At 66.5% G+C, this 26,768-nt stretch carries 20 protein-coding genes and 1 pseudogene; 18 read left to right on the top strand and 3 right to left on the bottom strand.

Features of this window, described 5'->3' with window-relative positions; translation table 11 throughout:
- The gene (locus NDB2M1_RS06125; protein ID WP_072380530.1) at positions 1–1,461 is read left to right on the top strand and encodes an aldehyde dehydrogenase family protein; all 1,461 of its coding nucleotides are present in this window, start codon (positions 1–3) and stop codon (positions 1,459–1,461) included.
- Here the strand turns inward: NDB2M1_RS06125 and NDB2M1_RS06120 are convergent.
- Positions 1,458–2,087 carry a TetR/AcrR family transcriptional regulator gene (locus tag NDB2M1_RS06120; RefSeq protein ID WP_253185784.1) on the bottom strand — a complete coding sequence of 210 codons (630 nt, stop codon included), beginning with the start codon at positions 2,085–2,087 and terminating at the stop codon, positions 1,458–1,460. The genes NDB2M1_RS06125 and NDB2M1_RS06120 overlap by 4 nt on opposite strands.
- A gap of 176 nt (positions 2,088–2,263) precedes the next feature.
- Between NDB2M1_RS06120 and NDB2M1_RS06115 the strand changes: the two genes are divergently transcribed.
- From NDB2M1_RS06115 to NDB2M1_RS06060, 13 genes and pseudogenes are all read left to right on the top strand, one after another.
- Positions 2,264–3,442: an amine dehydrogenase large subunit gene (locus NDB2M1_RS06115; RefSeq protein ID WP_072380528.1), complete on the top strand. Its 1,179-nt coding sequence runs from the start codon at positions 2,264–2,266 to the stop codon at positions 3,440–3,442.
- Positions 3,442–3,945: a MauE/DoxX family redox-associated membrane protein gene (locus NDB2M1_RS06110; protein WP_072380525.1), complete on the top strand. Its 504-nt coding sequence runs from the start codon at positions 3,442–3,444 to the stop codon at positions 3,943–3,945. Before NDB2M1_RS06115 ends, NDB2M1_RS06110 begins: the two co-directional genes overlap by 1 nt.
- A complete protein-coding gene (locus NDB2M1_RS06105) occupies positions 3,942–4,544 on the top strand; it encodes a thioredoxin domain-containing protein (protein ID WP_072380523.1) in 603 nt (200 codons plus the stop codon). The genes NDB2M1_RS06110 and NDB2M1_RS06105 overlap by 4 nt, the downstream gene beginning before the upstream one ends.
- A 3-nt stretch (positions 4,545–4,547) precedes the next feature.
- The gene (locus tag NDB2M1_RS06100) at positions 4,548–5,126 is read left to right on the top strand and encodes a methylamine dehydrogenase light chain (RefSeq protein ID WP_054122805.1); all 579 of its coding nucleotides are present in this window, start codon (positions 4,548–4,550) and stop codon (positions 5,124–5,126) included.
- Entirely contained in the window at positions 5,126–5,593 is a 468-nt protein-coding gene (locus tag NDB2M1_RS06095; RefSeq protein ID WP_072380521.1) for a c-type cytochrome, read from the top strand. Before NDB2M1_RS06100 ends, NDB2M1_RS06095 begins: the two co-directional genes overlap by 1 nt.
- Positions 5,590–6,051, top strand: a complete 462-nt coding sequence (locus NDB2M1_RS06090) for a cytochrome c family protein (protein ID WP_072380519.1) — start codon at positions 5,590–5,592, stop codon at positions 6,049–6,051. Before NDB2M1_RS06095 ends, NDB2M1_RS06090 begins: the two co-directional genes overlap by 4 nt.
- 40 nt (positions 6,052–6,091) lie before the next feature.
- Positions 6,092–6,517: pseudogene (locus NDB2M1_RS23070) on the top strand (TonB-dependent receptor plug domain-containing protein); the annotation flags it as partial.
- Positions 6,518–6,812: 295 nt separating this feature from the next.
- Entirely contained in the window at positions 6,813–8,300 is a 1,488-nt protein-coding gene (locus NDB2M1_RS23065) for a TonB-dependent receptor (RefSeq protein ID WP_371328189.1), read from the top strand.
- A 58-nt stretch (positions 8,301–8,358) separates the two neighbouring features.
- The gene (locus NDB2M1_RS06080; protein ID WP_072380517.1) at positions 8,359–9,996 is read left to right on the top strand and encodes an AMP-binding protein; all 1,638 of its coding nucleotides are present in this window, start codon (positions 8,359–8,361) and stop codon (positions 9,994–9,996) included.
- Between the two features lie 450 nt (positions 9,997–10,446).
- Positions 10,447–15,939 carry an AMP-binding protein gene (locus NDB2M1_RS06075; protein ID WP_171955331.1) on the top strand — a complete coding sequence of 1,831 codons (5,493 nt, stop codon included), beginning with the start codon at positions 10,447–10,449 and terminating at the stop codon, positions 15,937–15,939.
- 107 nt (positions 15,940–16,046) lie between these two features.
- Positions 16,047–19,745, top strand: coding sequence for an SDR family oxidoreductase (locus NDB2M1_RS06070; protein ID WP_072380515.1), 3,699 nt, complete (start codon positions 16,047–16,049; stop codon positions 19,743–19,745).
- Between the two features lie 9 nt (positions 19,746–19,754).
- A complete protein-coding gene (locus tag NDB2M1_RS06065) occupies positions 19,755–20,687 on the top strand; it encodes an acetyl-CoA carboxylase carboxyltransferase subunit alpha (RefSeq protein ID WP_253185783.1) in 933 nt (310 codons plus the stop codon).
- Between the two features lie 2 nt (positions 20,688–20,689).
- Positions 20,690–21,076, top strand: a complete 387-nt coding sequence (locus NDB2M1_RS06060) for a cupin domain-containing protein (protein ID WP_072380512.1) — start codon at positions 20,690–20,692, stop codon at positions 21,074–21,076.
- On the opposite strand, the gene NDB2M1_RS06055 is transcribed toward NDB2M1_RS06060, so the two are convergent.
- A complete protein-coding gene (locus NDB2M1_RS06055; RefSeq protein ID WP_072380510.1) occupies positions 21,073–21,699 on the bottom strand; it encodes a TetR/AcrR family transcriptional regulator in 627 nt (208 codons plus the stop codon). The two genes, NDB2M1_RS06060 and NDB2M1_RS06055, sit on opposite strands and share 4 nt — an antisense overlap.
- A gap of 101 nt (positions 21,700–21,800) precedes the next feature.
- On the opposite strand from NDB2M1_RS06055, the gene NDB2M1_RS06050 reads away from it, so the two are divergent.
- The 4 genes from NDB2M1_RS06050 to NDB2M1_RS06035 are packed head-to-tail and all read left to right on the top strand — an operon-like array spanning position 21,801 to position 26,229.
- The gene (locus NDB2M1_RS06050; protein ID WP_072380508.1) at positions 21,801–22,820 is read left to right on the top strand and encodes a VOC family protein; all 1,020 of its coding nucleotides are present in this window, start codon (positions 21,801–21,803) and stop codon (positions 22,818–22,820) included.
- Entirely contained in the window at positions 22,817–23,656 is an 840-nt protein-coding gene (locus NDB2M1_RS06045) for a fumarylacetoacetate hydrolase family protein (protein ID WP_072380506.1), read from the top strand. Before NDB2M1_RS06050 ends, NDB2M1_RS06045 begins: the two co-directional genes overlap by 4 nt.
- Before the next feature lie 6 nt (positions 23,657–23,662).
- The gene (locus NDB2M1_RS06040) at positions 23,663–25,120 is read left to right on the top strand and encodes a bifunctional 3-(3-hydroxy-phenyl)propionate/3-hydroxycinnamic acid hydroxylase MhpA (RefSeq protein ID WP_072380505.1); all 1,458 of its coding nucleotides are present in this window, start codon (positions 23,663–23,665) and stop codon (positions 25,118–25,120) included.
- Positions 25,121–25,161: 41 nt separating this feature from the next.
- Positions 25,162–26,229 (top strand): PLP-dependent cysteine synthase family protein, encoded by a 1,068-nt coding sequence (locus tag NDB2M1_RS06035; RefSeq protein ID WP_083554687.1) that lies wholly within the window; start codon positions 25,162–25,164, stop codon positions 26,227–26,229.
- A gap of 3 nt (positions 26,230–26,232) precedes the next feature.
- Here the strand turns inward: NDB2M1_RS06035 and NDB2M1_RS06030 are convergent, their stop codons facing one another.
- Positions 26,233–26,757, bottom strand: coding sequence for a VOC family protein (locus NDB2M1_RS06030; RefSeq protein WP_072380502.1), 525 nt, complete (start codon positions 26,755–26,757; stop codon positions 26,233–26,235).
- Positions 26,758–26,768: the final 11 nt, after the last annotated feature.

Below are 26,768 nucleotides of genomic sequence, written 5' to 3'. Positions count from 1 at the left end.
ATGCCGACCCGCATCGATATCGACGGCGTCTCCGTCTCGCCCGACCATTTCATCGGCGGCGAGCGGGTTTCTTCGCCCGAAACCTTCGAGACCCGCTGCCCCTTCGATTGGGACCGCAAGCTCGCCGATATCGCGCGCGGCAATGCCGAGACCGCCGCCCATGCTGCAGCCGCAGCCACCGCAGCATTTCCGGCATGGGCCGCCCTCACCGCAGCCAAACGCGGCGCCTATCTGCACCGGCTGGCGGACCTTATCGAGTCCAATGTCGAAAAGCTGGCCACGGTCGAATGCCTCGACATGGGCATGCTGCTCGAAAGCCTGCGCCTGCGCGTGATCCTGCGCGGCGCGGCCAATTTCCGCAACTATGCCGACCTTGCGACCCAGCACGAGGAACGCGTCTGGTCCTCGCGCGGCACCCTGAACCGCGTCATCCGCATGCCCGCCGGCCCTGCGCTGATCATCACGCCGTGGAACGCGCCCTTCATGCTCTCGACATGGAAATGCGCCCCCGCCCTCGCCGCCGGCAACACCGTGATCCTCAAGCCCGCCGACTGGTCCCCGCTCTCCGCCTCGGTCCTCGCCGATCTGATCGCCGAAGCCGGCTTCCCCACAGGCGTCTTCAATATCGTGCAGGGCCTCGGCGCCGAACTCGGCAACGCGCTCACCTCCGATCCGCGCATCAAGCGCATCAGCTTCACCGGCTCGGTCCCGACCGCCCGCATCATCGGCAAGGCGGCGGCGGAAAACATCGTGCCTTTCACCGCCGAGCTTGGCGGCAAGTCTCCCCTCCTCGTCTTTGCCGATGCCGATATCGATGCCGCCGCGAAGAAGGCCGCCGGCCAGTTCGACGACAGCGGCCAGGTCTGCATGGCCGGCACGCGCATCATCGTCGAGGAGAGCGTGAAGGACACCTTCCTCGCCAAGTTCCACGCCTATACCGACGCGCATGTCATGGGCGACAGCCGCGATCCCGCGACCACGATGTCCGCCCTGATCCACCCGGTCCACGCGGAGCGCGTCCTCGGTTTCATCGACCGGGCCCGTGCGGCAGGTGACACCATCGTGCGCGGCGGCAAGCGCTTCAAGGAAGGCGCCAACTGGGTCGAGCCGACGCTCATCATCCCGAAAGACAACCAGAGCGAAGTCGTCCAGAATGAGGTCTTCGGCCCGGTTCTCACGTTCCAGACGTTCAAGGATGAAGCCGAAGGCGTCGCCCTCGCCAACTCCACCGCCTATGGCCTCTCCGGCATCGTCTACACCGGCAGCGAAAGCCGCGCCAATCGTGTCGGACGGGCGGTGCGCGGCGGCACGGTCTGGGTTAACACCTTCCTCGTGCGCGATCTCACCGCACCGTTCGGCGGTATCGGCATATCGGGCATCGGGCGCGAGGGCGGCGACTATGCTCTCGATTTCCACTCGGATCTCAAGACGCTGCAGATCCTCGATGGAAGTGTCGCCTAAGCGGGCTGGAAGCTGCGCACGATATCGATGAACGAGCGGATCGCGATGTGCTCGACCGCCGGCAGCCGCTGCGCAAACGGCATCTCGTACCCGGCGAAGACCGTCAGCCCCTCCATCGAGGCCGAGATGAACAGCGCCACATCGAGCCGGTCCTGCTCCGGCAGATCGGGCCGCATTTCCGCGATGATCTCCACCAGCGGCGCCCGCGCCCGGTCATAAAGCTCATGCACCCGCTCGTAGACAAACGCGTCATGGTTCGCGAGCGCCCACAGTTCCGGAAACAGCCGCGTCGTCTTCTTGCTGCCGATGTCCTCGATGATCAGACTGCACAGCCGCGTCAGGCGTTCCTCCGGCTCGAGCCCCGGCGCCTGCACGATCGCGCCGAATTCGACTTCGTAGCTGCTGATCACCGCATTGAGCAGCTCGCGCACCAGATCCTCGCGCGTCGGATAGTGATAGGTAAGATTGCCGAGGCGCATCCCGCAGGCCGCAGCAATTCGCCGCATCGACATCGCCCGGTAGCCTTCCTCGATCAGGATATGCAGCGCGGTGCGCAAAATCAGTTCGCGCGTTTCATAGCCCTTGGCATAGCCGCCCTCACGCCCCGGCATGAGCAGGTCGGTCACCAGTTTCGGGATCGCATCCACACATTTCTCCCGCATTTCCGCGCGCAGCAAACCGCTGCCTACCGCAGAGCCAAATTATGTCCAACGTCCAAAATAGGACAGTTGACAATTTTATTAGGATTGGGCCACTTTGGCCACGGGAAAGCGGGGTCCATCCGCTTTGAAAGGGAAAGATAATGCGATCCATCGCACCCGTTCTTGCGTCGGCGCTCTATGCATTTGCCGCAATGACTTCGCCGGCCATCGCGGCTGACAAGTTCCCGCAGCCGCTTGCGGAAGAAAGCCTCCCGAGCGTCGCCAAGCTCCCCGCCACCTGGCCGCAGAGCTGGGTGACGATCCACGATTTTCACTTCGGCGCGATCCTCGATGGCCGCGTCGCCGTGGTCGACACCGCCGATCCGGTGCAGCCGCTCAAGGGCCTCGTCCGTGCGGCGCAGTTCGCCAACTTCCTCATCGCGAAGGACAGGGGCGAACTCTATACCACCGAGACTTTCTACAGCCGCCTCACCCGCGGCGAACGCACCGACGCGATCACCATCTGGGACTCCGCCACGCTCCAGCCCAAGGGTGAGATCGTGCTGCCCGGCGGCAAGCGCCAGCAGTCGGTGACCTACCCGCACTTGTTCCAGCTGACCAACGGCGGCAAGTGGGCGCTCGTCGCCAACTTCACCCCCGCACAGTCCGTCACGGTGGTCGATCTTGCCGCGCGCAAGGTGCTGAACGAGATCGACCTCCCCGGCTGCGCACAGATCTACCCCACCGGGACCAGCGGCTTCACCAGCCTCTGCGCCGATGGTTCGCTGTTCAGCGTCACGCTCGATGCGAACGGCGCGGCGGCCTCGTCGAAGTCGGTGCCCAAGGTGCAGGATATCGACAACCAGCCCCTGTTCAGCACACCAGCGATGGTGGGCACGACTGCATGGTTCGTCAGCTTCCACGGCATGGTGCAGGGCTTCGATCTTTCTGGCCCTGTCGCCAAGCCTCTCCCCGGCAGCTTCAGCGTCGGCACGGCAGACGGCGGCTCGCCCGAATGGCGTCCGGGCGGCTGGCAGGTGATCAACAGCGATGCCGCCGGCAAGCTCTATGTGCTGATGAGCCCCTACGGCAAGGAAGGCACCCACAAGGACGGCGGCACCGAAGTCTGGGTCGTCGACCCCATCAAGAAGGCCCGCACCTTGCGCATTGCGCTCAAGGGCCAGACGCTCGCCATCGCCGTCACCAAGGAAAGCACCCCGCACCTCGTGGCGGCGCAGGCCAGCGGCGCAATCGATATCTATGACGCGGCGACCGGCGCTTTCGTCCGCTCGCTCGGCGCGACGGTCGCGGCCAATCCGATCCTGATCCAGGTGCCGTGATGGCCGCTCTGGCCCTTTTCTGCGCGGCATTGCTGGCGGCCTCGGCGCTGCACAAAGTGCTGGCGCGGGCGCGCATGATCGAGGCGACCGCGCGGCTCACCGGCGTCAGTCCGGTTCCGGCGCAGCTGCTGCTGATCCACGCGGGCACGCTGGAACTCGTAGCCGCAGGCTGCCTGCTCGTCCCGCCGCTGCGCACCGCGGGCGCCGTCGTCGCCGCGCTGGTCTGGGCTGCCTATGCGCTTGCCCTCCTGCGCCGCCGGGGTGAGACGCTCGACTGCGGCTGCGACCTTGCCGCGCGCAGCAAGCCGGTCACCACCGCGCTCGTGCTGCGCGCAGCCGGCCTTGCGGTGCTCGCAGCATTGGTCGCGGTCCTGCCCGATGCCCCCTTCACGCTCGACGCGCCCTTTGCCGCCGCCGGGCTCCTCGCACTCTACCTCGGCGCGAGCGAACTGCTCGCCATCCCCGCCCCGCATTGGAAACCCTCATTGGGGAAGGCCGCATGATGCTGACAAGCCAGATCCTCCTCTGGACCGCCGTGATCGTCCAGGCCCTGCTGATTGCTGCACTCGCGCGGCAGGTCGGCATCCTGCACGAGCGGATCGCTCCCGCCGGCGCGCTGACCCTGCACCAGAAGGTCGCGCTCGGCGAAAAGGCGACGCCGATGACGCTCGCCGACATGAACGGCGTCGGCATTGCCATCGGCGGACAGCGCAAGGGCCGCAGCCAGCTGCTGTTCTTCGCCTCGCCCGATTGCCCGATGTGCAAGTCGCTGCTCCCGATCGTGCGCAGCGCCGCCCGTGCCGAAGCGGGCTGGCTCGACATCGTCGTCGCGGGTGACGGCGGCAAGCCGGGCTACCTCGGCATGGTGCGCGATCACGGCCTCGAAAGCCTGCCGGTGGTGCTCTCCGAAGCGCTCGGCCGCGCCTTCGGCGTCTCCAAGCTGCCTTATGCGGTGCTGCTCGACGAGGAAGGCCGCGTCGCGTCGCTCGGCCTCGTCAACAGCCGTGAACATCTCGAAAGCCTCTTCGAGGCAAAGGAGCGGGGCGTCGCCTCGATCCAGGACTATCTGGCTCGCCGCCAGCACAACCATCAGGAGGCCTGACCCATGGCGCGTTTCGACAAGATCACCGAAAACCTCGCGCGCGGGATCGCCCGGGGCACGTCGCGCCGCTCGCTGCTGGCGTGGCTCGGCGCCGGGATGACGGGCGCCGCCTCGATCCCGCTCCTCCCGGTCGCCCGCGCAGCCACCCCGCCCGCGCCTGAAGCCCCCCACGGCCCCCATGGCGCCGGTGCCGCCCGCCCGGCCATCATCTCCGGCCTCGAACAGGATCCCGGCGACCGTGCCTCGTGCGACTACTGGCGCTACTGCGCGATCGATGGCTTCCTCTGCTCGTGCTGCGGCGGTTCGGTCAACACCTGCCCGCCCGGCACCGAGATGTCGCCCATCACCTGGATCGGCACCTGCACCAACCCGGCCGACGGCCGCGCCTATGTGATCAGCTACAACGATTGCTGCGGCGTCTCGTCCTGCGGCCAGTGCCTGTGCAACCGCAACGAAGGCGACCGCCCGCAGGTCCGCCCGCAGTCGAACAACGACTACAACTGGTGCCTCGGCTCGGAGAGCTCGGTCTACAATTGCTCGGTGGCGGCAGTCATCGGCGTCGCGCTTCCGGCGGCCAAGTGATGCGCGCGGCTGCCCTCGCGCTCGGGGTTGGCGCAGCGGCGCTCACCGCCCTGACGCTGCCGGTCCATGCCGCGCCGGATGGTGCGGCAATCTATGGCCGCTGTGCCGCATGCCACACCAAGACCGGCGCAGGCGTCCCCGGCGTTTTCCCACCGCTCGGCGAAGACTTTCGCGTCATGGGTTCGAGCGAAGCGGGTCGCCGCTACCTGACGCTGGTCGTCACGCGCGGGGTCAGCGGCCCGATCAAGGTCGGCGGCAAGCCCTATGCCGGGGTGATGCCCGCGCAGGCGACGCTCGACGATGCCTCGGTCGCGGCAGTGCTCAATCATGTTGGAACAGAAATCGCCAAGACCGGCCCCGCGTTCAAGCCCTTCGCCGAAGCCGAGGTGGCAGGCATCCGCGCGGGCGGCGCCGCGCTTTCCGCGCAGGATGTCGGCAAGCTCCACGCGGCGGCGGGCGGCCAATGAAGCCCGGCCGCCTTGCCCTGCTGATCGCGCTGCCGCTCGTTGCGGGCGTGGCCGTGAAGGCAGATGAGGCGGCCATCCCGGGCGTGCACGATGCCTACCAGGCGCGCACTGACTATCAGCTCAAGTGCCAGGGCTGCCACCGGCCCGATGGCAGCGGCGACGATCATTCCAACCCGCCGATGAAGGGCATTGTCGCCCGCTTCCTCGGCGTTCCGGGCGGCCGCGAGTTCATCGGCCGCGTGCCGGGTGTCGCAACTGTGGACCTTCCTGATGACCGTTTGGCCAATCTGGTAAACTGGACCATCTACCGGTTCGATCCGGCCCATGTGCCGCAAGACTTCAGGCCCTACACGGCCGAAGAAATCGGACGTCTGCGCCAGAATCCGCTCCGCCTCGAACGCGCCGCCACAAGAGCGCGTCTGGTGGCCGGTTTTGCCAAGACGCATTCCGAACAATGAGAATACTCGGGGAAATTTGAACAGAAGCGAGGGAACAACCATGAGGACCGTCTATCTTTCCAGCGCCGCGCTGGCCGCGCTGATTGCGGCGCAGCCCGCGCTTGCCCAGCAGGCTCCGCAGGCCGCGCAGGCCGAAACCACCACCGATGCGGGCGAAAGCGGCGAGATCGTCGTGACCGCCGCCAAGCGTTCGGAAAACCTCCAGTCGGTGCCGATTTCGGTGTCGGCGATCGGCGGCGAAGCGCTGGCCAAGTCGCGCATCACCAGCGTCGACAGCCTCGTCAACAAGGTCGCCAACCTCCAGCTCACCTCGACCGTGGGCGACAACACACCGATCTTCGCGCTGCGCGGCGTCTCGATGTCGGACTTCAGCCTCAACCAGTCGAGTCCGGTCGCGACCTATTACGACGAAGTCTACAAGGGCAACTTCGCGTTCCTTGGCATCGCGCTCTACGATATCGAGCGCGTCGAAGTGCTCCGCGGCCCGCAGGGTACGCTCTATGGCAAGAACACCTCGGGCGGTGCGGTCAACCTGATCAGCCGCGATGCCAAGCTTGGCGAGACGAGCGGCTATTTCAACGCCGGCTACGGCAACTATAACCGCGTCGATCTCAATGGCGCGGTCAACGTGCCGCTGGGCGAGAAGGCCGCGCTGCGTGTCGCCGGCACCTTCGCCAAGGCCGATGGCTGGTTCAAGAACGTCAACCCGGGCTTCCCCGATCTCGCCAGCACCGATGAATGGGGCATCCGCGGCACGCTGAATCGAGCCCAGCGACCGCCTCAAGATCACGCTGCGTGCCTCGCACAGCTTCCAGAACCCGCAGAACTACGGCATCTACGCGCAGCCCGAAGCGGTCAACCGCCCGGGCCTCAGCCAGTTCCAGATCGACTCCAACGTGCCGACCAAGCGCCGCGCCGTGACGACCTCGGTCGCGCTCACGGTGAACTACGATGTCTCCGATACGCTCGCGATCACCAGCATCACCAGCTATGACAAGGGCACGCTGTTCTTCAAGGAAGACACCGACGGCATCCGCGCGCAGAATCTCGAGGTGCCCTACTTCGATCGCGCCAGCCAGTTCGCGCAGGACTTGCGCCTGACCAGCGACACCGGCGGTCCGTTCGACTTCATCGTCGGCGCCTATTTCAACCGCGAGAAGGTGTTCAACGAGACCACGCTCGAAGTCTTCAACGGCACCGACGCCAACAGTGACGGCGTGATCAACGCACAGGATTGCGCCGACGCCCTGCCGGTCGCCTGCAAGATCCGCAACCAGTTCGATCAGGTGAAGAAGAGCTTCGCGCTCTACACCGACCTCAAGTACAAGCTGACCGACGCGCTGACGCTGCGCGGCGGCCTGCGCTATACCCACGACACCGGCGCGCAGACCGGCTTCAAGTCCGACGCGCTCGGCGTCGACGACAGCTTCGTCGCCAACCTGATCCCGCTCTCGGACCTGCGCTTCACGCAGAACAACGTCTCGGGCAAGATCGGCATCGACTACAAGCTGGCGAGCGGCGACCTGCTCTACGCCAGCGTGAGCCGCGGCTACCGCGCGCCGAGCTTCAATGCGCAGGCGTTCTTCGCGCCGGTCGAGCTCGGCGTCGCCAAGGCCGAACAGGTCACCGCCTTCGAAGCCGGCGCCAAGACCCAGTTCTGGGATCGCCGCATCACGCTCAACATGGCGGCGTTCTACTACAACTACAAAAACCAGCAGTTCATCAACGTGAACCCGGCAGATGCTTCGCAACAGCTGCTCAACATCCCCAAGTCGCGGCTCTACGGCGGTGAAGTCGAGCTGACCGTCCGACCGAGCGACACCTTCACCTTCCACGGCGGGCTGGGCCTGCTTTCGACACGGATCAAGGAAGGCATTGTCAGCGGCGTCAATGTCGCGGGCAACCGGCTCTCGAACGCGCCGACGCTCACCTTCAACGCCAGCTTCGACTGGACGATGGTGCAGGGCAAGTTCGGCGCGATCTCGTTCCACCCCGAAGTGGCCTACCAGTCGAGCCAGTTCTTCGAGAACATCAACATCCCGCGCCTGCGCCAGACCTCGTACGCCCTCTTCGGCGGGCACCTTGACTGGAACAGCAGCGACGGGCGCTACAGCGTTTCGGCCTGGGCGCGCAATCTCGGCAACAAGTTCTACTTCACCTCGCGCATCGACCTGACCGGGTTCGGTCTGGACTACAACCACATCGGCAATCCGCGGATGTACGGTGTGACAGCGGGCGTGAAGTTCTGATCTGCTGCAGTGGCGGGAGGGGCCGGGAGACACGGTCCCCCCGCTGAAAGAGAGGACCATGAGCACCCTGTCCTATGCCCGGGGGCGGACTGATCTGCCCCTGCTCGACGTGACCATCGGGGAGGCCCTGCGCGAGGCCGCCGCGCGCTGGCCGCAAGGTCTGGCACTGGCCTCGCGCCATCAGGACTTGCGCTATTCGTGGGCCGAGCTCGATGTTGCAGTCGATCAGGTGGCAACCGGTCTGCTGCAACTGGGCGTCAGCAAGGGCGACCGCGTCGGCATCTGGGCGCCCAACTGTGCGGAATGGACGCTGATCCAGTTCGCCACCGCGCGGATCGGCGCGATCCTTGTCACGATCAATCCGGCCTACCGGGTGAACGAAGTCGAGTATGCGCTGAACAAGGTCGGCTGCAGCGTGCTCGTCACCGCCACCCGGTTCAAGACGAGCGACTACCTCGCCATGCTGCGCGAGATCGGCCGCGACCGCCTGCCGCAGCTGCGCAGCATCGTCACCATCGGCGCGGAAACGCACCCCGGTTTCCTGCCGTGGCAAGCGCTTCTTGCGCCCGCTGATCCGGATGCACTGGAATGCGCCGCCGCCGCGCTCGGGCCAGATGATGCGATCAACATCCAGTTCACCAGCGGCACCACCGGCTTCCCCAAGGGCGCGACGCTCACCCACCGCAATATCCTGAACAACGGCTACTTCACCGCGCAGACCATCGCGCTGACCGAAGCAGACCGCATCTGCATTCCCGTGCCGCTCTACCACTGCTTCGGCATGGTGCTGGGCAACATGGCCGCGCTCACCAGCGGCGCGGCGATGGTCTATCCGGGCGAGGCGTTCGATCCCGCCACCGTGCTGCAGGCGGTCGAGGCCGAAGGCTGCACCGCGCTCTACGGCGTGCCGACCATGTTCATCGCCGTGCTCGGCCGCCCGGAACTGGAGACGACCAACGTCTCGAGCTTGCGCACCGGGATCATGGCGGGCTCCCCCTGCCCGGTCACCGTCATGCGGCAGGTCATCGACAAGCTCGGCATGCGCGAGGTGACCATCGGCTACGGCATGACGGAGACGAGCCCGCTCACCACCCAGACCGCCGTCGACGATCCGCTGGAAGAGCGCGTCGGCACCGTCGGGCGCGTCCACCCCCATGCCGAAGCCAAGATCGTCGGGCCGGACGGGCAGACGCTGCCCATCGGCGAGCAGGGCGAATATTGCTCGCGCGGCTATGCCGTCATGCTCGGCTACTGGGACGATCCGGCCAAGACCGCCGAGGCCATCGACGCCGAGGGCTGGATGCATTCGGGCGATCTCGCGACGATGGACGCCAAGGGCTACGTGCGCATCACCGGCCGCATCAAGGACATGATCATCCGCGGCGGCGAGAACATCTACCCGCGCGAAATCGAGGAGTTCCTCCTCACCCACCCGCACATCGCCGATGCGCAAGTCTTCGGCGTCAGCGACGCAAAGTACGGCGAGGAAGTCTGCGCCTGGGTGATCGCCCGCGCCGGGGCCATGCTGGAGGCCGAGCACGTGCTCGAACACTGCCGCGGCCGCATCGCGCACTACAAGGTGCCGCGCCATGTCCGCGTCGTCGAAAGCTTCGCGATGACAGTCACCGGCAAGGCGCAGAAGTTCGAGATGCGGCGGATGATGGAAGCGGAACTCGGGGTTGCGGCAGACCGATAGAACCGGAATGTGCGTCCATGCTGCAACAGGCAGCGTTATTCGTTCGGTTCGTCGCACATGCCCCAAGGGGCAGTGAAAAGCGCCTTTGCTAACCGCCCGTAGCTGTTTCGGTGCTTTCACCGTTGCTGCAGTTCCGCACCGAACCGCTTCACGCAGCATTACATTCTGGAAAAAATTTCGTCACTTATCCTGTGGATAACCGCACCAAAACGACTTGCCACGGCATTTGCGATACGAACCTATATGGTTCTATTTCATGCGCAGCGGCGAACCAGACTGCTCAATAGCGCCGTTTCGGTCATACTGCGGGAAACAAACGATATTTCCTGTTCCACGCGATTTTTCGCAGTTTCTTGCGGGTTTCAGCCCTTTTGGGTGATGATATTGCCAAGCCTCGCGCAATGAGGCTCCCTACCTTTTGTAACACAAGAAGGGAGAGGCGATTCGGTCATGACCGAGGCCCAGATCATCGAGAGGGCCCCGCAGGCCGAGATCAATCCGGTGCGCACAGCTGCGGATTGGGAAGCCATGCGCGCTGCCGCGCTCGCCGATCCCGGCGCCTTCCATGGCGACATCGCCGCCCGGCGCATCCACTGGTTCGTCGCCAATTGCGGCCCCGATGGCGCCTGGCTCACCCGCAATGATGCAGGCGCCTGGACCGGCTGGGACGCCGCCACCGGCGCCCCCGTCACGCCTGAACTCCCGGCCAGCTTCGTCCCCTGGACCAAGGCCTTCGACGACAGCACCCCGCCGCACTGGCGCTGGTTCACTGGCGCCCGCACCAACGCCGCTTTCAACGAGATCGACCGCCATGTCCTTTCGGGACACGGCGCCGAACCCGCGCTGATTTTCGAAGGAGACCGCTGGGACATGGCGGCGGACGGCGGGCGCGGCGCGCCGGTCGATACCTTCACCGTCAGCCGCAAGCGCCTGCTGCTCGAAGTCGCCAAGTGCGCCGTCGCGCTTGAAGGCCTCGGCCTCAAGGCGGGTGACCGCATCGCGCTCAACATGCCGTCGATCGTGCCGCAGATCTTCTGGACCGAAGCGGCCAAGCGGCTCGGCATTGTCTACACCGCCGTGTTCGGCGGCTTCAGCGACAAGACCTTGTCCGACCGCATCGCCGATGCCGGCGCGCGCGTCATCGTCACCTCGGACGGCAGCTACCGCAACGCGCAGGTCGCCGCGTTCAAGACGGCCTATACCGACCCGGCGCTCGACAACTATGTGCCGGTCACCACCGCGCTGTCGGTCCTCGCCGCGACCGACTTCGGCCTGCCCGCCGAGGATGCTGCCGTCATCACCGATACCGTCGCCGAAACGCTGGCGGGCGAAGTCACCGTCGAACGCTCGGACGTCATGCGCGGCGTCGGCCGTGCCCTTATCAAGCTGGGCGAAACCGGCCGCATCGGTTCCAGCGATGCCGCCCGCGTGCGCCTCGCCATTGCTTCCAGCCTCGTCACCCTGCCCCCGCGCGTCGATACCGTGATCGTGGTGCGCCACACCGCGCAGCCCGATATCGTCTGGCGCGAAGAGCGTGACCGCTGGAGCCACGAGCTGACTGATGCGGCGCTGGCAACAATCCTCCACAAGGCCGGTGTTGCCAGCGAGGAGGCTCTGCTCGCTCTACCAGACGCAGACTTCGTCCGCGCTATCTGGACCAGCTCGAAGCCGCTCGCCGTCGATTCCGAATACCCGCTGTTCTTCATCTACACCTCGGGCTCCACCGGCAAGCCCAAGGGCATCGTCCATGTCCACGGCGGCTATACCGCCGGAATTGCGGAATCGATGCGGGTCGCCTTCGATGCGCGCCCCGGCGACACGATCTTCGTCGTCGCCGATCCAGGCTGGATCACCGGGCAGAGCTATCAGATTTCGGCCTCGCTATTGAGCCGCGTCACTACCGTCGTATCCGAAGGCTCGCCCGTCTTCCCGCACGCGGGCCGCTTTGCCTCGATGATCGAGCGCCACAAGGTGACGATCTTCAAGGCGGGCGTCACCTTCTTGAAGTCGATCATGTCGGACCCGTCGAACCTCGCCGACGTCCAGCGCTATGACATGAGCCACCTTCGCGTCGCGACCTTCTGCGCCGAGCCGACCAGCCCCAGCGTGCAGGCTTTCGGCATGGAGCACGTGACCCGCCAGTACATCAACAGCTACTGGGCGACCGAACACGGCGGCATCGCCTGGACGCATTTCTACGGCAACGCGGACTATCCGCTGAAGGCCGATGCGCACGCCTTCCCGCTGCCGTGGATCGTCGGCGACGTCTGGGTCGAGGACGAGAACGCTGTCCCCGGCAAGACCCCCTTCTCTCGCTCCGGCAGCGAGGGCGTCAACTGGCGCCGCGCCGAACCGGGCGAAAAGGGCGAGATCGTCATTGCCGCCCCCTATCCCTACCTCGCCCGCACGATCTGGGGCGATGTCGAGCACTTCCATGTCAAGGACGGCAGCGTTCAGGGCGACTGGAAGGGCGATGCGGGGCGCTGGGCCGGTGGTTACTGGAACCGCTGGCAGGGCGCCTGGGCCTATACCCAGGGCGACTTCGCGATTGCGCATCCCGACGGCTCGTTCTCGTTCCATGGCCGCTCGGACGACGTCATCAACGTCTCGGGCCACCGCATGGGCACCGAGGAAATCGAAGGCGCGGTCCTGCGCGACAAGGCGCTTGATCCCAATTCGCCGGTTGGCAATGTCCTCGTCGTCGGCGCGCCCCACCGCGAGAAGGGCCTCACCCCGCTCGCCTTCGTCGTCCCCGTCGCGGGCCGCAAGCTCACCGAGGAAGACCGCCAGCGCCTGTTCAACCTTGTCCGCACCGAAAAGGGCGCGGTCGCGGTTCCGGCCGATTTCATCGAAGTCAGCCAGTTCCCGGAAACGCGCTCCGGCAAGTACATGCGCCGCATGGTCCGCGCGCTCGTCGAGGGCGGCGATCTGGGTGACGTCACGACGCTGCGCAATCCTGAGAGCCTTGTCGAACTCAAGACCGCCATCGACGCCTGGCAGCGCCAGCAGCGCCTGTCCGAAGAGCAATCGCTGTTCGAGCGCTACCGCTACTTCCTGATCCAGTACAACGCGGTCGCCCCCGGCAAGCGCGTCGCCACCGTCACCGTCACCAACCCGCCGGTCAACGCGCTCAATGAACGCGCGATCGACGAACTGGTCATCGTCGTCGATCACCTCAGCCGCAAGGACGATGTCGTCGCGGTGGTGTTCACTGGCGAGGGCACCAGCTCGTTCGTTGCGGGCGCGGATATCCGGCAGATGCTGGAGGAGATCCACAGCCACGACGAAGCGATGGTGCTGCCCAACAACGCGCAGCTTGCTTTCCGCAAGATCGAGCTGATGGGCAAGCCATGCATCGCGGCGGTGCAAGGTGTTGCGCTCGGCGGCGGGATGGAATTCGCGCTGGCCTGCCATGTCCGCGTGGCGGAAACGACGGCTCGCTTTGGCCAGCCCGAAATCCGCCTGCGCCTGCTTCCGGGCTATGGCGGCACGCAGCGCCTCCCCCGCCTGCTGGCCGACCGGCACGGCGCGACGGGCGTGCGCGATGCGCTCGATCTGATCCTCGGCGGCCGCAGCATCGATGCGGCGCAGGCTGAGGCCATCGGCCTTGTCGATGCGCTCGCCGATGGCCCCCGCGATGCCCTTGCCGAAGCCCACGCGATGGTCCGCGATTGGGTGAAGCGCGGCGCAGACAGCCCGCTCGGCAAGGCCTTCGCCGCGCGCGAGGAAGCGACGATGGGGTGGGAGAAGCCCTCCACAGTCGATCTCGACGCCGTGCTCACTGACGATTTCCTCCAGCGCATCCTGCGTCAGCTCGATTGGGCCGGTCGCGGCATGGCCGGCGCCCGCGCGCTTGATGCCGTCCGCACCGGCCTCACCTCGGGCATGTCCGCCGGCCTCGCCCGCGAAGCCGCCTTGTTTGCCGAAGCCATTGTCGACCCCGAAGGCGGCAAGACCGGCATCCGCCAGTTCATGGACAAGGTTGCCCCACCGCTCCCCGTCCGCCGCGACGGGGTGTGGATCGACAGCGAGCACGAAACGCGCGCTGCCGAGCTTGAAGCGAACGGAGACCTGCTCCCCGTCGGCGCGGCGTTCTATCCCGGCGTCACCGCGATCCCGCCGTACCAATACGCGTTCGGCATTGCCCGCAATCCCGATACCGGCGCGCCGCGCTTCGGCCCGCCCGCGACGCACGAGCGCGAGCTGATCGTCAAGGTGCCCGAGCCTGCGCCCAACGAAGCGCTGCTCTACATGCTGACCAGCGAGGTCAACTTCAACGATATCTGGGCGCTCACCGGCATTCCCGTCTCGCCTTTCGATGCGCACGAGGAAGACGTCCAGATCACCGGCTCGGGCGGCATCGCGCTCGTCGCCGCCTTGGGCAGCGAGACGCGCGCCGAGGGCCGCATCAAGGTCGGCGATCTCGTCACCGTCTATTCGGGCACCAACGATCTGCTCTCGCCCGCGGTCGGCAACGATCCGATGTTTGCGGACTTCTCGATCCAGGGCTACGAGACCGAGACCGGCAGCCACGCGCAGTTCCTGACCGTGCAGGCCCCGCAGATGCACAAGGTGCCGCCGAACCTGACACTGGAGCAGGCCGGGAGCTATGTGCTCAACCTCGGCACGATCTCGCGCTGCCTGTTCACCACGCTGCAGATCGCGCCGGGCCGCACGCTGTTTGTCGAGGGCGCCGCCACCGGCACCGGCCTCGATGCGCTGCGCTCCTCGGTGCGCACCGGCCTGCAGGTGACAGGCCTCGTCTCCAGCCCGGACCGCGCCGCCTTCATCACCGGCCAGCAGGGCGCGGTCGGTGCGATCAACCGCAAGGACCCGCGCTTTGCGGCGCTCTACACCACGGTGCCGGAAGACAAGGCCGAAGCGCAGCGCTGGGAAACGGCAGGGCAGCCGCTGATCGAGGAATACAAGGCGCTCAACGGCGGCAAGCTGGCGGACTACGTCGTGAGCCACGCCGGCGAAACGGCGTTCCCGCGCAGCTTCCAGCTCCTGGCGGAAAACGGCACGCTGGCGTTCTACGGCGCCTCCTCGGGCTATCACTTCAGCTTTATGGGCAAGCCCGGCACGGCGAGCCCAGAGGAAATGCTGCGCCGCTCCGCCCTGCGCGGCGGCGAGGCGGTGCTGATCTACTACGGCCCCGGCTCGGACGCGCTGCTCGATGACATGGGTCTCGAGATCATCGAGGCCGCCCGCCGCTTCAACGCCCGCAGCGTGGTCGCGACGACCACCGACGGCCAGCGCGAGTTCCTCGGCTCGCTCGGTCTCGAGGATGCCATCGAAGGCATAGTCAGCCTCGAATCCATCCGCCGCCGCGAGGGCGACAACTTCCTCTGGCCCGACACGATGCCCCGCCTGCCCGACGCCAAGGTCGATATCGAAGTCTTCAAGGCGGCGGTGCGCGACTATCAGGACCGGGTGATGAAGCCGTTCGGCTCGGCCATCGGCAAGATCCTGCGCTCGGCGGACAATCCGCGCGGCGCGCCCGATCTGGTGTTCGAGCGCCCGGGTCAGGACACGCTCGGCGTCTCGACCTCGCTGGTGAAGCCCTTCACCGGCCGCGTCGTCTTTGCGGAAGACTGCGCGGGGCACCGCTTCACCTTCTACGCGCCGCAGGTCTGGACCCGCCAGCGCAAGATCCTGATGCCCACCGCCTCGATCCTCGGCACGCACCTGTGCAACGCCTTCGAAGTCGCGCGCATGAACGACATGATCGCGGCGGGCCTGCTCGAAGTGACCGAGCCCGAAGTCGTCTCGTGGGACGGCCTTCCCGAAGCGCACCAGTCGATGTGGGACAACCGCCATTCGGGCGCGACCTATGTCGTCAACCACGCCCTCCCCGCCATGGGCCTGCGCAGCCGCGATGCGCTGCTCGAGGCTTGGGCCGTCCTTGGGGCCGTGACCGAAGCGGAGGGCGCCGATGCATAGACCAAAGAGTCCGCATTAGCGGCACCCCCACCTCCCGCTGCCCTCCCCAGGCCAGATTCCACCTCAATCCCGCGCCGCAATCGCCGCGCAATCTTCAGGAGAGTGACATGGCCAAGGCAAAGACCATCGATCCCGCACCGCAGACCACCCCTGCCACCACCGGCCGCCTCGCCGGCAAGGTCGCCCTCGTCACCGGCGCCGCCGGCAATCTCGGCGGCTATATCGTGCGCCACTACCTCGCCGAGGGTGCTACGGTCGTCATGACCGGGCGCACCGAGGCCCGCCTCGAAGCCGCGGCGCAGGCCATGCGTGAGGCGAGCGGTGTCGATGCCACGCGGCTTGCGACCGTCATCCTTGATGGCGGCAATGCCCAGTCTGTCCGCGATGCCGTGGCCGATGTCGTCCGCCGCTTCGGGCAGATCGATATCCTCGTCAACAATGCAGGCTCGGCAGGCCCGAAGCAGACGATCGAGCAGCTGCCCTTCGACGAGGAAGAGCTCGCCGCCCTGCAGAAGCGCGGCGCCAACGACACCGAGACTGTCCCCGCCGCGATGCGCAACATCTTCGGCGTCGCGTGGAATCTCGCCCGCACCGTCGCCGCGGCGATGCCGGAGGGCGGCTCGATCATCAACGTATCGACGATCTTCTCGCGCACGCCCTACTATGCGCGCGCGGCCTATGTCGTCCCCAAGGCGGCGATGAACGCGTGGTCGCGCGAGCTGTCGCTCGAACTCGGGCCGCGCGGTATTCGCGTCAATCTCGTCTTCCCCGGCCCCATCGAAAGCGAGCGCATCCGCACCGTGTTCGCCGCGATGGACAAGGCGCGCGGCGACGAGGACGGCACGACCGCAAATACCTTCTTCGACATGATGTCGCTCGAACGCAGCACCGGCGGCGCGCCCAAGGCCAAGACCTTCCCGGTGCCCGACGATATCGCGACCACCTGCGTCTTCCTCGGCAGCGACGAATCCGCCGCATACAACGGCCACGATTTCGAAGTGACCCACGGCATGACCGTCCGCAAGGAAGAGCGCGCGACCTACCTCGCCCGCCCGACCATGCGCTCGATGGACGGCGCCGGGCTCGCGATCCTGATTGTCGCGGGCGAGAACTGGGAAGAAGCGCTCGAGATCGCCAGGATCCAGATCGCCTGCGGCACCAGCGTGCTGCTCGGCGTACCGCGCCAGGCCGACGTCGCCATCGCGCAGGCCCGCGCCAAGGCGGAAGGCATCGGTGAGGCGCTCACCATCGTGCGCTTCAACCGCACCGAACCGGCGAGCATCGAAGCCGCGCTCGCCGACTACACCGAAAGCAAGACGCCGATCACCGGCGCCATCTTCCTGCCGGTATTCGGCCCGGGCGAATTCGGCGGCCGTCTGGTCGATGCCGAAGACGACATGATCGACACTTTCATGGATGTCGAACTCGTCGGCGCGATGGCGCTCGCCCGCACGCTCAGCCGCTACTGGAAGCGCCACGGTTCGCTGCTGCAGGCCCCGCGCTTCATCTTCATGTCGAACGCCAGCGACGGCAAGGACAATGTCTATGCCAACGTGCTGCGCGCCGCGATCGAGCAGCTGATCCGCATCTGGCGCGACGAGAGCGAGATCGACGTCGCCCATGGCCGCCGCCGCCAGGGCGAGTGGGGCAACCAGATCGTGCGCTTCACCAATGCGGAAAGCGAGAACACGCGCTTTGCCGCCGGGCACGCCGCGCGCGTCCTCATCAAGGAAAGCAAGATCGCGGAAGTCACGCTCTACGTGCCCAAGAGCATCGGCGAGGCGACCGGTGCGCGCAAGGCGATGGCGGGCTTCAGCGAGAACATCACCGGCCTCCACCTCGGCAAGGTCGCGCTGATCACCGGCGGGTCGGCGGGCATCGGCGGGCAGGTCGCGCGCCTCCTCGCGCTGGCTGGCGGCAAGGTCATGATGGTCGCGCGGCGCGAAAGCGAACTCGCCGTCGCCCGCGCACGCATCGTCAGCGAGCTCGAAGACATCGGTTTCGCAGGCGTGGAGCGCCGCGTCCAGACCATGGCCGGGATGGACGTCAGCAATCTCGAGAGCCTCAAGGCCGCGGTCGACGCCACGATCAAGGCCTTCGGGCGGATCGACTACCTGATCAACAACGCCGGCGTCGCGGGCGCGGAAGAGATGGTCGTCGACATGAGCGTCGACGCGTGGAACTACACACTCGACGCCAATCTCATCTCGAACTTCGTGCTGATGCACCACGTCGTGCCGCTGATGAAGGCGCAAGGCTCGGGCTACGTGCTCAACGTCTCGTCCTACTTCGGCGGCGAGAAGTACCTCGCGGTCGCCTATCCCAACCGCGCCGACTACGCCGTTTCCAAGTCCGGCCAGCGCGCGATGGTGGAATCGATGGCGCGCCACCTCGGGCCCGAAGTGCAGTTCAATGCGATTGCCCCCGGCCCGGTCGACGGCGACCGCCTCTCCGGCACCGGCGGCAAGCCCGGCCTGTTCGAGCGGCGCGGCAAGCTGATCCTTGCCAACAAGCGGCTCAATGCGATCCACGCGGCGGCGGTCAAGTCGCTGCGCCGGGGCGTGCGCGTCGAGGCGCTGCTCAGCCGCCTTTCGCGCAACGACACCGTCCGCATGTCGCACGATACCAACAACCCGCGCGAAATCCGCGAGCTGGCGCTGGCCTGCGCGCGCGAAGGTGACGGCGTGTGCACCTGGGACCGTTACCTGATGACGCCGGACATCGCGGCCAAGCTCGTCAGCCGTCTGCGCGGCGCGGGCTACTTCCTCGACAGCCCGGAATGGGGCGCGCGGCCCGCCACGCCCGAAGCCGACCGCGACTGGCTGCTCAAGACTCCGCCCGAGGACCAGCCCTTCCTGCCCGCCGACAAGATCGCGGTGGAGGCCAAGAAGGTCGGCACCGGCGTGCTTTCGCAGCTCTTCCTCGGCAAGATGCCGACCGAGACCGATGTGGCGCAGGCAACCGTATTCTTCCTCGCCGACCGCGCCGTCTCGGGCGAGACCTTCATGCCCTCGGGCGGCCTCAGCGTCGAACGCTCGACGACCGAACGCGAGCTGTTCGGCAGCCCCAAGCAGGAGCGGCTCGACCAGATGCGCGGCCGCACCGTGTGGATGATCGGCGAGCACCTCACCGACTACCTCGCCGAAACCGCGCGCCAGTTCATCGCCGATTGCCACGTCGCGCGCGTGGTGATGATGACGGGGAGCGAGGCGGGCTACTCGGCGGTCAAGGACCAGCTCGACGATATCGAGAACCCGCCGGTGGAGTACGTCGCACTCGATGGCGGCGTCGAAGCCGCGATGGACGAGGCGATCCGCCGCTGGGGGCATCCTACCACGATCGTCTCGACCCCGATGCAGGCGCTCCCCACCCGCCTCTTCGCGACCGATGCGCTGCTGACGCCCGAGGAGTTCCGCGGTCTCGTCAAGGACAACCTGACCAATCACTTCCGCGTCGCCCGCAAGGCTTCGCTCTACGATGATTGCCAGCTCGTTCTCGTCTCGCCCGACGTGCCGATGGGCGACAAGAGCCCGGCCTTCGCGCTCGCCAACTTCATCAAGACGACGCTCCACTCGTTCACTGCCACGCTGGCGGTGGAGAACGAGCGGCTTGTCCACGGCGCGCCGGTCAACCAGATCAACCTCACCCGCCGCGTCCGTTCGGAAGAGCCGCGGGATCTTGATGAGCATCTGGAAGAAGTGAAGCGCTTTGCCCGCGCCGTACTGCTTGTCGGCACCCCTCTCCCGGATGCCGAGGATTCGCGCTATCGTGCGCGCATCTATCGCGGGATGTCGATGACCGTATAGCGGGACGGCTTGATGGAATACCTTGCGTTCGAAAAGCCGATCGAAGCTCTCGCGAAGCGCGCCGCCGCGCTTCGCGAGAGCGGAGGCGGCGAGGCCGAAGCTCTGATGCTCGACGAGCGGGCGCATCGCCAGCTCGCCGATCTTTATGCGCGCCTCACGCCCTGGCAGCGCACGCAAGTTGCACGCCATCCCTCCCGGCCACACTTTGTCCACTATATTCAGGGCCTTTTCGAGGAGTTCCAGCCGCTGGGCGGGGACCGGCTCTATGGCAATGATCAGGCGATCATCGGCGGCTTTGCGCGGCTTGGCGGGCGTGCGGTGATGGTCATTGGCCATGCCAAAGGCGAGGACACGACAACGCGCCTCAAGCACAATTTCGGCATGGCGCGGCCCGAAGGCTATCGCAAGGCAATCCGCCTGATGGACATTGCCGACCGCTTCGGCCTCCCGGTCATCACGCTGGTCGACACACCGGGCGCGTTCCCCGGTGTCGATGCCGAAGCACGCGGGCAGGCCGAAGCCATCGCCCGCAGCACCGAGAAGTGCCTGGAAATCGGCGTGCCGCTCGTCGCGGTGATCGTCGGTGAAGGCGGCTCGGGCGGTGCGGTCGCGCTCGCTTCGGCCAACCGCGTGCTGATGCTGGAACACTCGGTCTACTCCGTCATCTCGCCCGAAGGCTGCGCCTCGATCCTGTGGCGCGGCAATGATCGCGCGCCCGATGCAGCCGAAGCGATGAAGATGACCGCGCCCGATCTCATGCAACTGGGCGTGATCCACCGCGTGATCTACGAACCTGTCGGCGGCGCACATCGAAATCATGCCGAGACGATCAAGCGGCTCGGCACCGCGCTGCGCGCGGAACTGGCGGACCTGGCGCCGCTCACCGCCGATGAATTGCGCGCCGAACGCTGGTCGTTCTTCATGAAGCTCGGTTCGATGTAGGCATGCCGGCAGGTCCAATCGAGAATGACCGTGAAGGCCGCGAAGTGCTGGAGAATATGCGCGGCGGGCCCGGCAGCGTTTCCGTCCGTCACTTCCGCTTCGATGGCAAAGGCGCGCCGGCCCGGTTCCTGATCCTCGAAATCCCCCCCGGTGCCGCCGAGGGCAGCCACGTCCACTATGCGGATGATCGCAATGGGACCGGGGCCTACGAGGAGTTCTACTACGTCATTTCCGGGCGCGGCATCGCGACACTGGGCGATGAGACCTGCGCGGTCGGCGCCGGTGACTACTGGCATGCTCCGCTCGACATGGCGCGCGGGCTGGCCAATGCGGACCCGGTGCAGCCGCTCAAGGTCCACCTCACCGTGGTTCTGCGCGGCCCCGCCTAAAGCGCCTTGCAGGCGGCCTTCGCTATCGCGCTTGCCCGCTCCTCGCTTGCACCGAGCCCCGTCAGCCCAAGCAGCAGCATGGCACCAAGCCTGTCACGCGCCGCTTCGGGTGCCGGGCGCTCCTCGACGAGGTTCGCCAGCAGAACCTGACACAGGCCGAGCCAGTAGAGCACCCCGTTGCTCCGCGCTTCCTGTCGCACGAGTCCGGCGGTCACGGCAGCGTCCATGTCCTCCACCAGCCCTCGATTGAGCGGATGGGACGCCAGCGTTGAACTGGCATTGCTGCGCAGGAGCACAATCGTCCGCTTGGGCTCGGCCAGCGCGAAAGCCGCGCTGACACACATGCCGCCCGCGATCCGGGCAAGCGGGTCTTCGACCGCCGCGTTGGCTGCCGTGATGCGGTCTTCCAGCTCAAGCCGAACCTCGTCCGCAATCGCGGACGCGAAGGCCGACTTGTCGGCAAAGTGATTGAAGAAGCTGCCTTTAGCCACTCCGGCACGGGCAACCACTTCGTCGATCGGGATGGCATCGATGGGCTTTTCGGCCAGCAATTCAAAGCCGGCAGAGATCAGCGCGCTGCGGGTGCGGGCGGCGCGGGGCGAAAGGGCGGGGAGCGATGCCATGCGCCTCCACTACTTGACTATATGGTCAAAAGCAAGATATTTGACCATATAGTCAACTGCGATTCGCCACCCTTGCAGCAAGCCAGTCGGGAGAGAGCCCCATGCCGGTCATCAAGGTCGAAGACATCGCGCATGTCCGCTTTGCCGCGCCCGACTTTGCCGAGATGCGCAGCTTCCTCACCGACTTCGGTTTCGAAACCTTCGAAGAAGGCGGACGGCTTTATGGCCGGGGCCGCGACGGACGGCCCTTCGTCCACGTCACAGAGCCCGGAGAGGCGCGCTTCCTCGCTGTCGGCCTGCGCGCCGCTTCGATGGAAGACTTGGCAAAACTTGCGGCAGCCGAGAGCGTGCCGGTCGAGCCGCTGCACGAGCCCGGCGGCGGCCATGTGGTTCGGCTGGTCGATCCGAACGGTTATCAGGTGGAAGTCGTGGCCGGTCAGGAAACGCATTGCGCGGCCCTTCCCCCCACCGATCCACCGCGCAACACCGCTGCCGACAAACCCCGCAAGCGCGCGCCGGTCCGGCTGCAGAGCGCCCCTGCGCATATCCAGCGCATCGGCCATGCGGTGCTGCGCGTGAAGGACTTCCGCGCCTCCGAAGCCTGGTACAAGGCCCGCTTCGGCTTTCTGACGTCGGACGAGGTCGAGGCGGCGAAGGACGTCCCGCTCGGCGCGTTCCTCCGCTGCGACCGGGGCGACATACCCAGCGATCACCACACTCTGTTCCTCGCGCAGCTGCCCGGCCCGCCGGGCCTGCTCCACGCCGCGTTCGAAGTCGCCAATCTCGATGACCTGATGCTTGGCCACCAGCATCTGAAAGCTGCGGGGCGCAAACCGGCGTGGGGCGTGGGCCGCCACATCATGGGCAGCCAGATCTTCGACTACTGGCTCGACCCGTTCGGCAACGAACTGGAACACTGGACCGACGGCGATCTGTTCACGGCTGATGATCCGCCCAACAAGCAGACGATGCAGGCGCTGCTCGCCGTCCAGTGGGGCGCCCCGCATCCGATGTTTGCTGGCAGGGTCGCCCCGCCCGCCGGCCTCGTCGCCTTCCTCATGGCGCTGCGCCTGCGCGTGCTGCGCTTCTTCCGCCGCAAACCCGAAGGAACCCCCGCATGAAGCTCGCCACCTACACCGCCGATGGCACGACCCGCACCGGCATCGTCGTCGAAGAACGCGTGATCGACACCGGCATCGAGGGCACGATGATCGACCTGATCCGGCAGTGGGACGAGGTGAAGGACGAACTGGCCGCCAAGGCGGCGGCGGGCGGTGGTCGTCCGCTGGCCGATGTCACACTCGAAGCCCCGGTCCAGCGCCCCGGCAAGATTTTCGCCATCGGCCTCAATTATGCCGATCATATCGCTGAATCGAATATGAAAACGCCCGAGCGGCAGGTCTGGTTCACCAAGGCCCAGACTTCGGTCAACGCGCCCTACGCTGGTATCGAGATCGCCAAGGGCCAGATGACCACCGACTACGAAGTCGAACTCGTCGCGGTGATCGGCAAGGGCGGCAAGCATATCGCAGCAGGCGACGCGGCAGGTGCCATCTTCGGCTACTGCGTCGGCAACGACGTGACCGAACGCCTATGGCAGCACGCCTCGCCGCAATGGTCGCTGGGCAAGAGCTTCGACACCCACGCACCGATGGGGCCATGGATCGTCACTGCCGATGAAGTGGGCGATCCGCACGCGCTCGGGCTGCGCTGCTTCGTCAACGACGAAAAGCGTCAGGATTCCAACACCTCACACCTCGTTTTCAACGTGTGGCAGCAGATCGAGCACCTCTCCGTCGGGATGACGCTGGAGCCGGGCGACTGCCTGTTCACCGGCACCCCCGGCGGCGTCGGCGCGGCGATGGACCCGCGCCAGTTCCTCAAGGCCGGCGATGTGGTGCGCTGCGAGATCGACGGACTGGGTCACATCGAGGCCACCATGGTCGCCGAGGGCTGACGGGCGGTGTCCTTCGACTGCGACGTCCTGATCGCGGGCGGCGGGCCGACCGGCGTCACGCTGGCGGTGCTGCTGGCAAAGCGCGGGGTGAAGGTAATCGTCGCCGAGAAGGAAGGCGCAATCTATCCCCTCCCCCGCGCCGCGCATATCGATCACGAGGGCATGCGCATCCTGCAGGAAGCGGGCGCCGCCGATGCCGTCATGGCCACCTGCCGCCGCGCCTCGCGCTATGAGTTCCGCAATGCGAGGGGCGAGGTGCTGCTCTGTTTCGAGGGGTCGGACCGGATCGGTCCCGGCGGCTGGCCGGGCGCCAACATGATCCACCAGCCCTCGGTGGAACAGGCGCTTCGCGACAGCCTCACAGCCCTTTCGGACGCCGCGCTGCACAGCAATTGGGAACTCGGCGCGTTCTCCGAGGATGTCGATGGTGTAACGGCAGAAATCGCCACGCCCGAAGGCCCGCGCACGATCCGCACGCGCTGGCTGATCGGAGCGGACGGCGCACGCTCGCCGGTGCGCAAGGCGCTCGGGATCGTATTCGACGATCTCGATTTCGAGGAACCGTGGCTGGTCGTCGATGTGCTAGTCGACGATCCCTCGCGCCTGCCCACCGCAAACTTGCAAATCTGCGATCCCAAGCGGCCGACGACGTGCGTGCTGATGGGCGAAGGGCGGCATCGCTGGGAATTCATGATCCTGCGGGGCGAAACTGCGGAGCAGGTCAGCGACGATGCCTTTATCGCGAGGCTGATGAAGCCCTGGAATGTCGAGGGCGCGGTGCGGCTGGAGCGCAAGGCGGTCTATACCTTCCGCGCCCGCATTGCGCGCGAATGGCGCAAGGGCCGCGTTTGCCTCGCCGGTGATGCCGCGCACCAGACTCCGCCGTTTGCCGGGCAAGGCATGTGCTCGGGCCTGCGCGACGCGGCGAACCTTGCGTGGAAACTGGCGGCAGTGATCAACGAAGGCGCGCCGGAGAGCTTGCTGGATACGTACCAGCCGGAGCGCGAACCGAACCTGCGGGCCACCATCGCGATGGCGATCATGATGGGCAAGATGGTTTGCACCACCAGCCGCTGGGGGGCTTTCGTGCGCGATACCAAGATGCGGATCGGGCGCGCGCTGGGCAAGCTGCCGTCCGGGCCGCCCGGCTACCCGCCCATTTCTGCCGGGGCGATCCTTGCTGGAAGCGCGGGGGCAGGCAGCTATTTCCCGCAAGCGATTGCCGAGACTGGCGTCAAGTTCGACGATGTGGTCGGAGACAAGGCTCTGCTCATCACCCGCGATGCGCTGGCGCGAAGCCTGGCTCCCTTTGCCCGCAAACTCGGCGGCTGGCTGGATCAGCATGGGGTCGAAGCCGTACTTGTCCGGCCGGACCGCTTCGTCTTCGGCACCGGCAATCCCGAAGTGCTGTGCAGCGCGTGGTTGGCCGCAACGGGCATTGAGCCGCCGTCTCCCCTCGCCTAAGCCCGGTCCTCTCGCGAGAGGCACACGGGAGCAGGATGGGAATGCAGGATCAGGCATGGGTCCACTGGGCAATCGGGCGGATCGAGGCGGACTATGCGCGCTCGGCCGATACGCACTTGCTGCCGGTGCCGCTCCCTGCGCTGCCCGGCATCGCGATCTACCTCAAGGACGAAAGCAGCCACCCGACCGGCAGCCTCAAGCACCGGCTCGCGCGCTCGCTGTTCCTCCATGCCCTGTGCAGCGGCTGGATCGGGCCGGAGACGACGGTGGTCGAGGCATCGTCCGGGTCGACTGCCGTATCCGAGGCCTACTTCGCGCGGATGCTCGGCCTGCCGTTCGTCGCGGTGATCCCCGAGCGCACGGCGCGCGAGAAGATTGCGGCGATCGAAGCGCTGGGCGGCACCTGCCATGCGGTCGCCGATCCGGGCACGGTTCACGCGGTCGCCTCGCGCATCGCGGCGGAGTGCGGCGGGCACCACATGGACCAGTTCACCTTCGCCGAACGCGCAACCGACTGGCGCGGCAACAACAACATCGCCGAAAGCATCTTCGCGCAGATGCGCCGCGAACCGCATCCGGTGCCGACATGGATCGTCTGCGGCGCAGGCACCGGCGGCACGTCCGCCACGATTGGTCGTTTCGTGCGCTACTATCGGCACCCGACGCGCATTTGCCTTGCCGATCCTGCTTCGTCTGCCTTTCATCGGCATTGGCACGACCGCACGCAATCCACCGGCACTGGCGAGCCGTGCCACATCGAAGGCATCGGCCGTCCGCGCGTCGAAGCCTCGTTCGTTCCCAGCGTGATCGACCGCGCGGAAGTGGTGGAAGACCGCGCCTCGATCGGCGCCGCGCGCGCGTTGTCGTCTCATCTCGGTCGGCGCGTCGGCGGCTCGACCGGCACCAACCTCGTCGCTTGCGCCCGCATCGCTGCCGAGATGGCCGCGCGCGGAGAAGACGGTGCCATTGTTTCCATCCTCTGCGACTCCGGCGAGCGCTATGCCTCGACGCTTTACAGCGACGAATGGCTGGCAGCACAGGGGCTCGATGTCAGCGCCGACGAAGCCCGGATGGCGCGGTTTCTCAGGCATGGCTGCTGGCAGGCGTGATCCTCACCAGGGGATGATCAGCTGCTTGCCGTCCCAGTTCTCGGACTCATGGCGCGCCCGCGCATACATGCCCCGGATGATCTCGCTTTCGGGGTAGAGCTCGATCATGTGGCCCATCGTGGCACGCGCATCGATGTAGCAGATCTGCGCGCCGAAGCTGACGGTGAACTCGCTCGCGACGGGCATGCATGCTGCGACATAGCGGACGCGCGTACCCTCGTAATCCTCGCAGAACATCGCCATGTGGTGGATGCCCTGCCCGCCGTCCGGGTACATGTCGTGGAAGGCGCTGGGGCCAGTGGAGACCAGTTCGACAAGCTCGATATTGAGATCGCCGCTTTGCACGAAGACGCCGCGGATGCGGATCGGTTCGGCGGGCTGGCCGCGGTAGACGTGGTTGTCGAGCACCCCGTTGCCGCCGCCGATGAACGGCCCCATGCCGAACAACGCGTTGTAGCGCGCGCAGGCCGCCTCGAGATTGTCCACCACGTGGCAGACCTGAATGAACGCGCCGCTCGGTATGGCCATGGCTTTGCTCT

Source organism: Novosphingobium sp. NDB2Meth1 (assembly GCF_900117425.1).
Classification (GTDB): domain Bacteria; phylum Pseudomonadota; class Alphaproteobacteria; order Sphingomonadales; family Sphingomonadaceae; genus Novosphingobium.
Note: the sequence above shows the minus strand (reverse complement) of the source record. Positions and strands in the feature narration are given on the sequence as shown.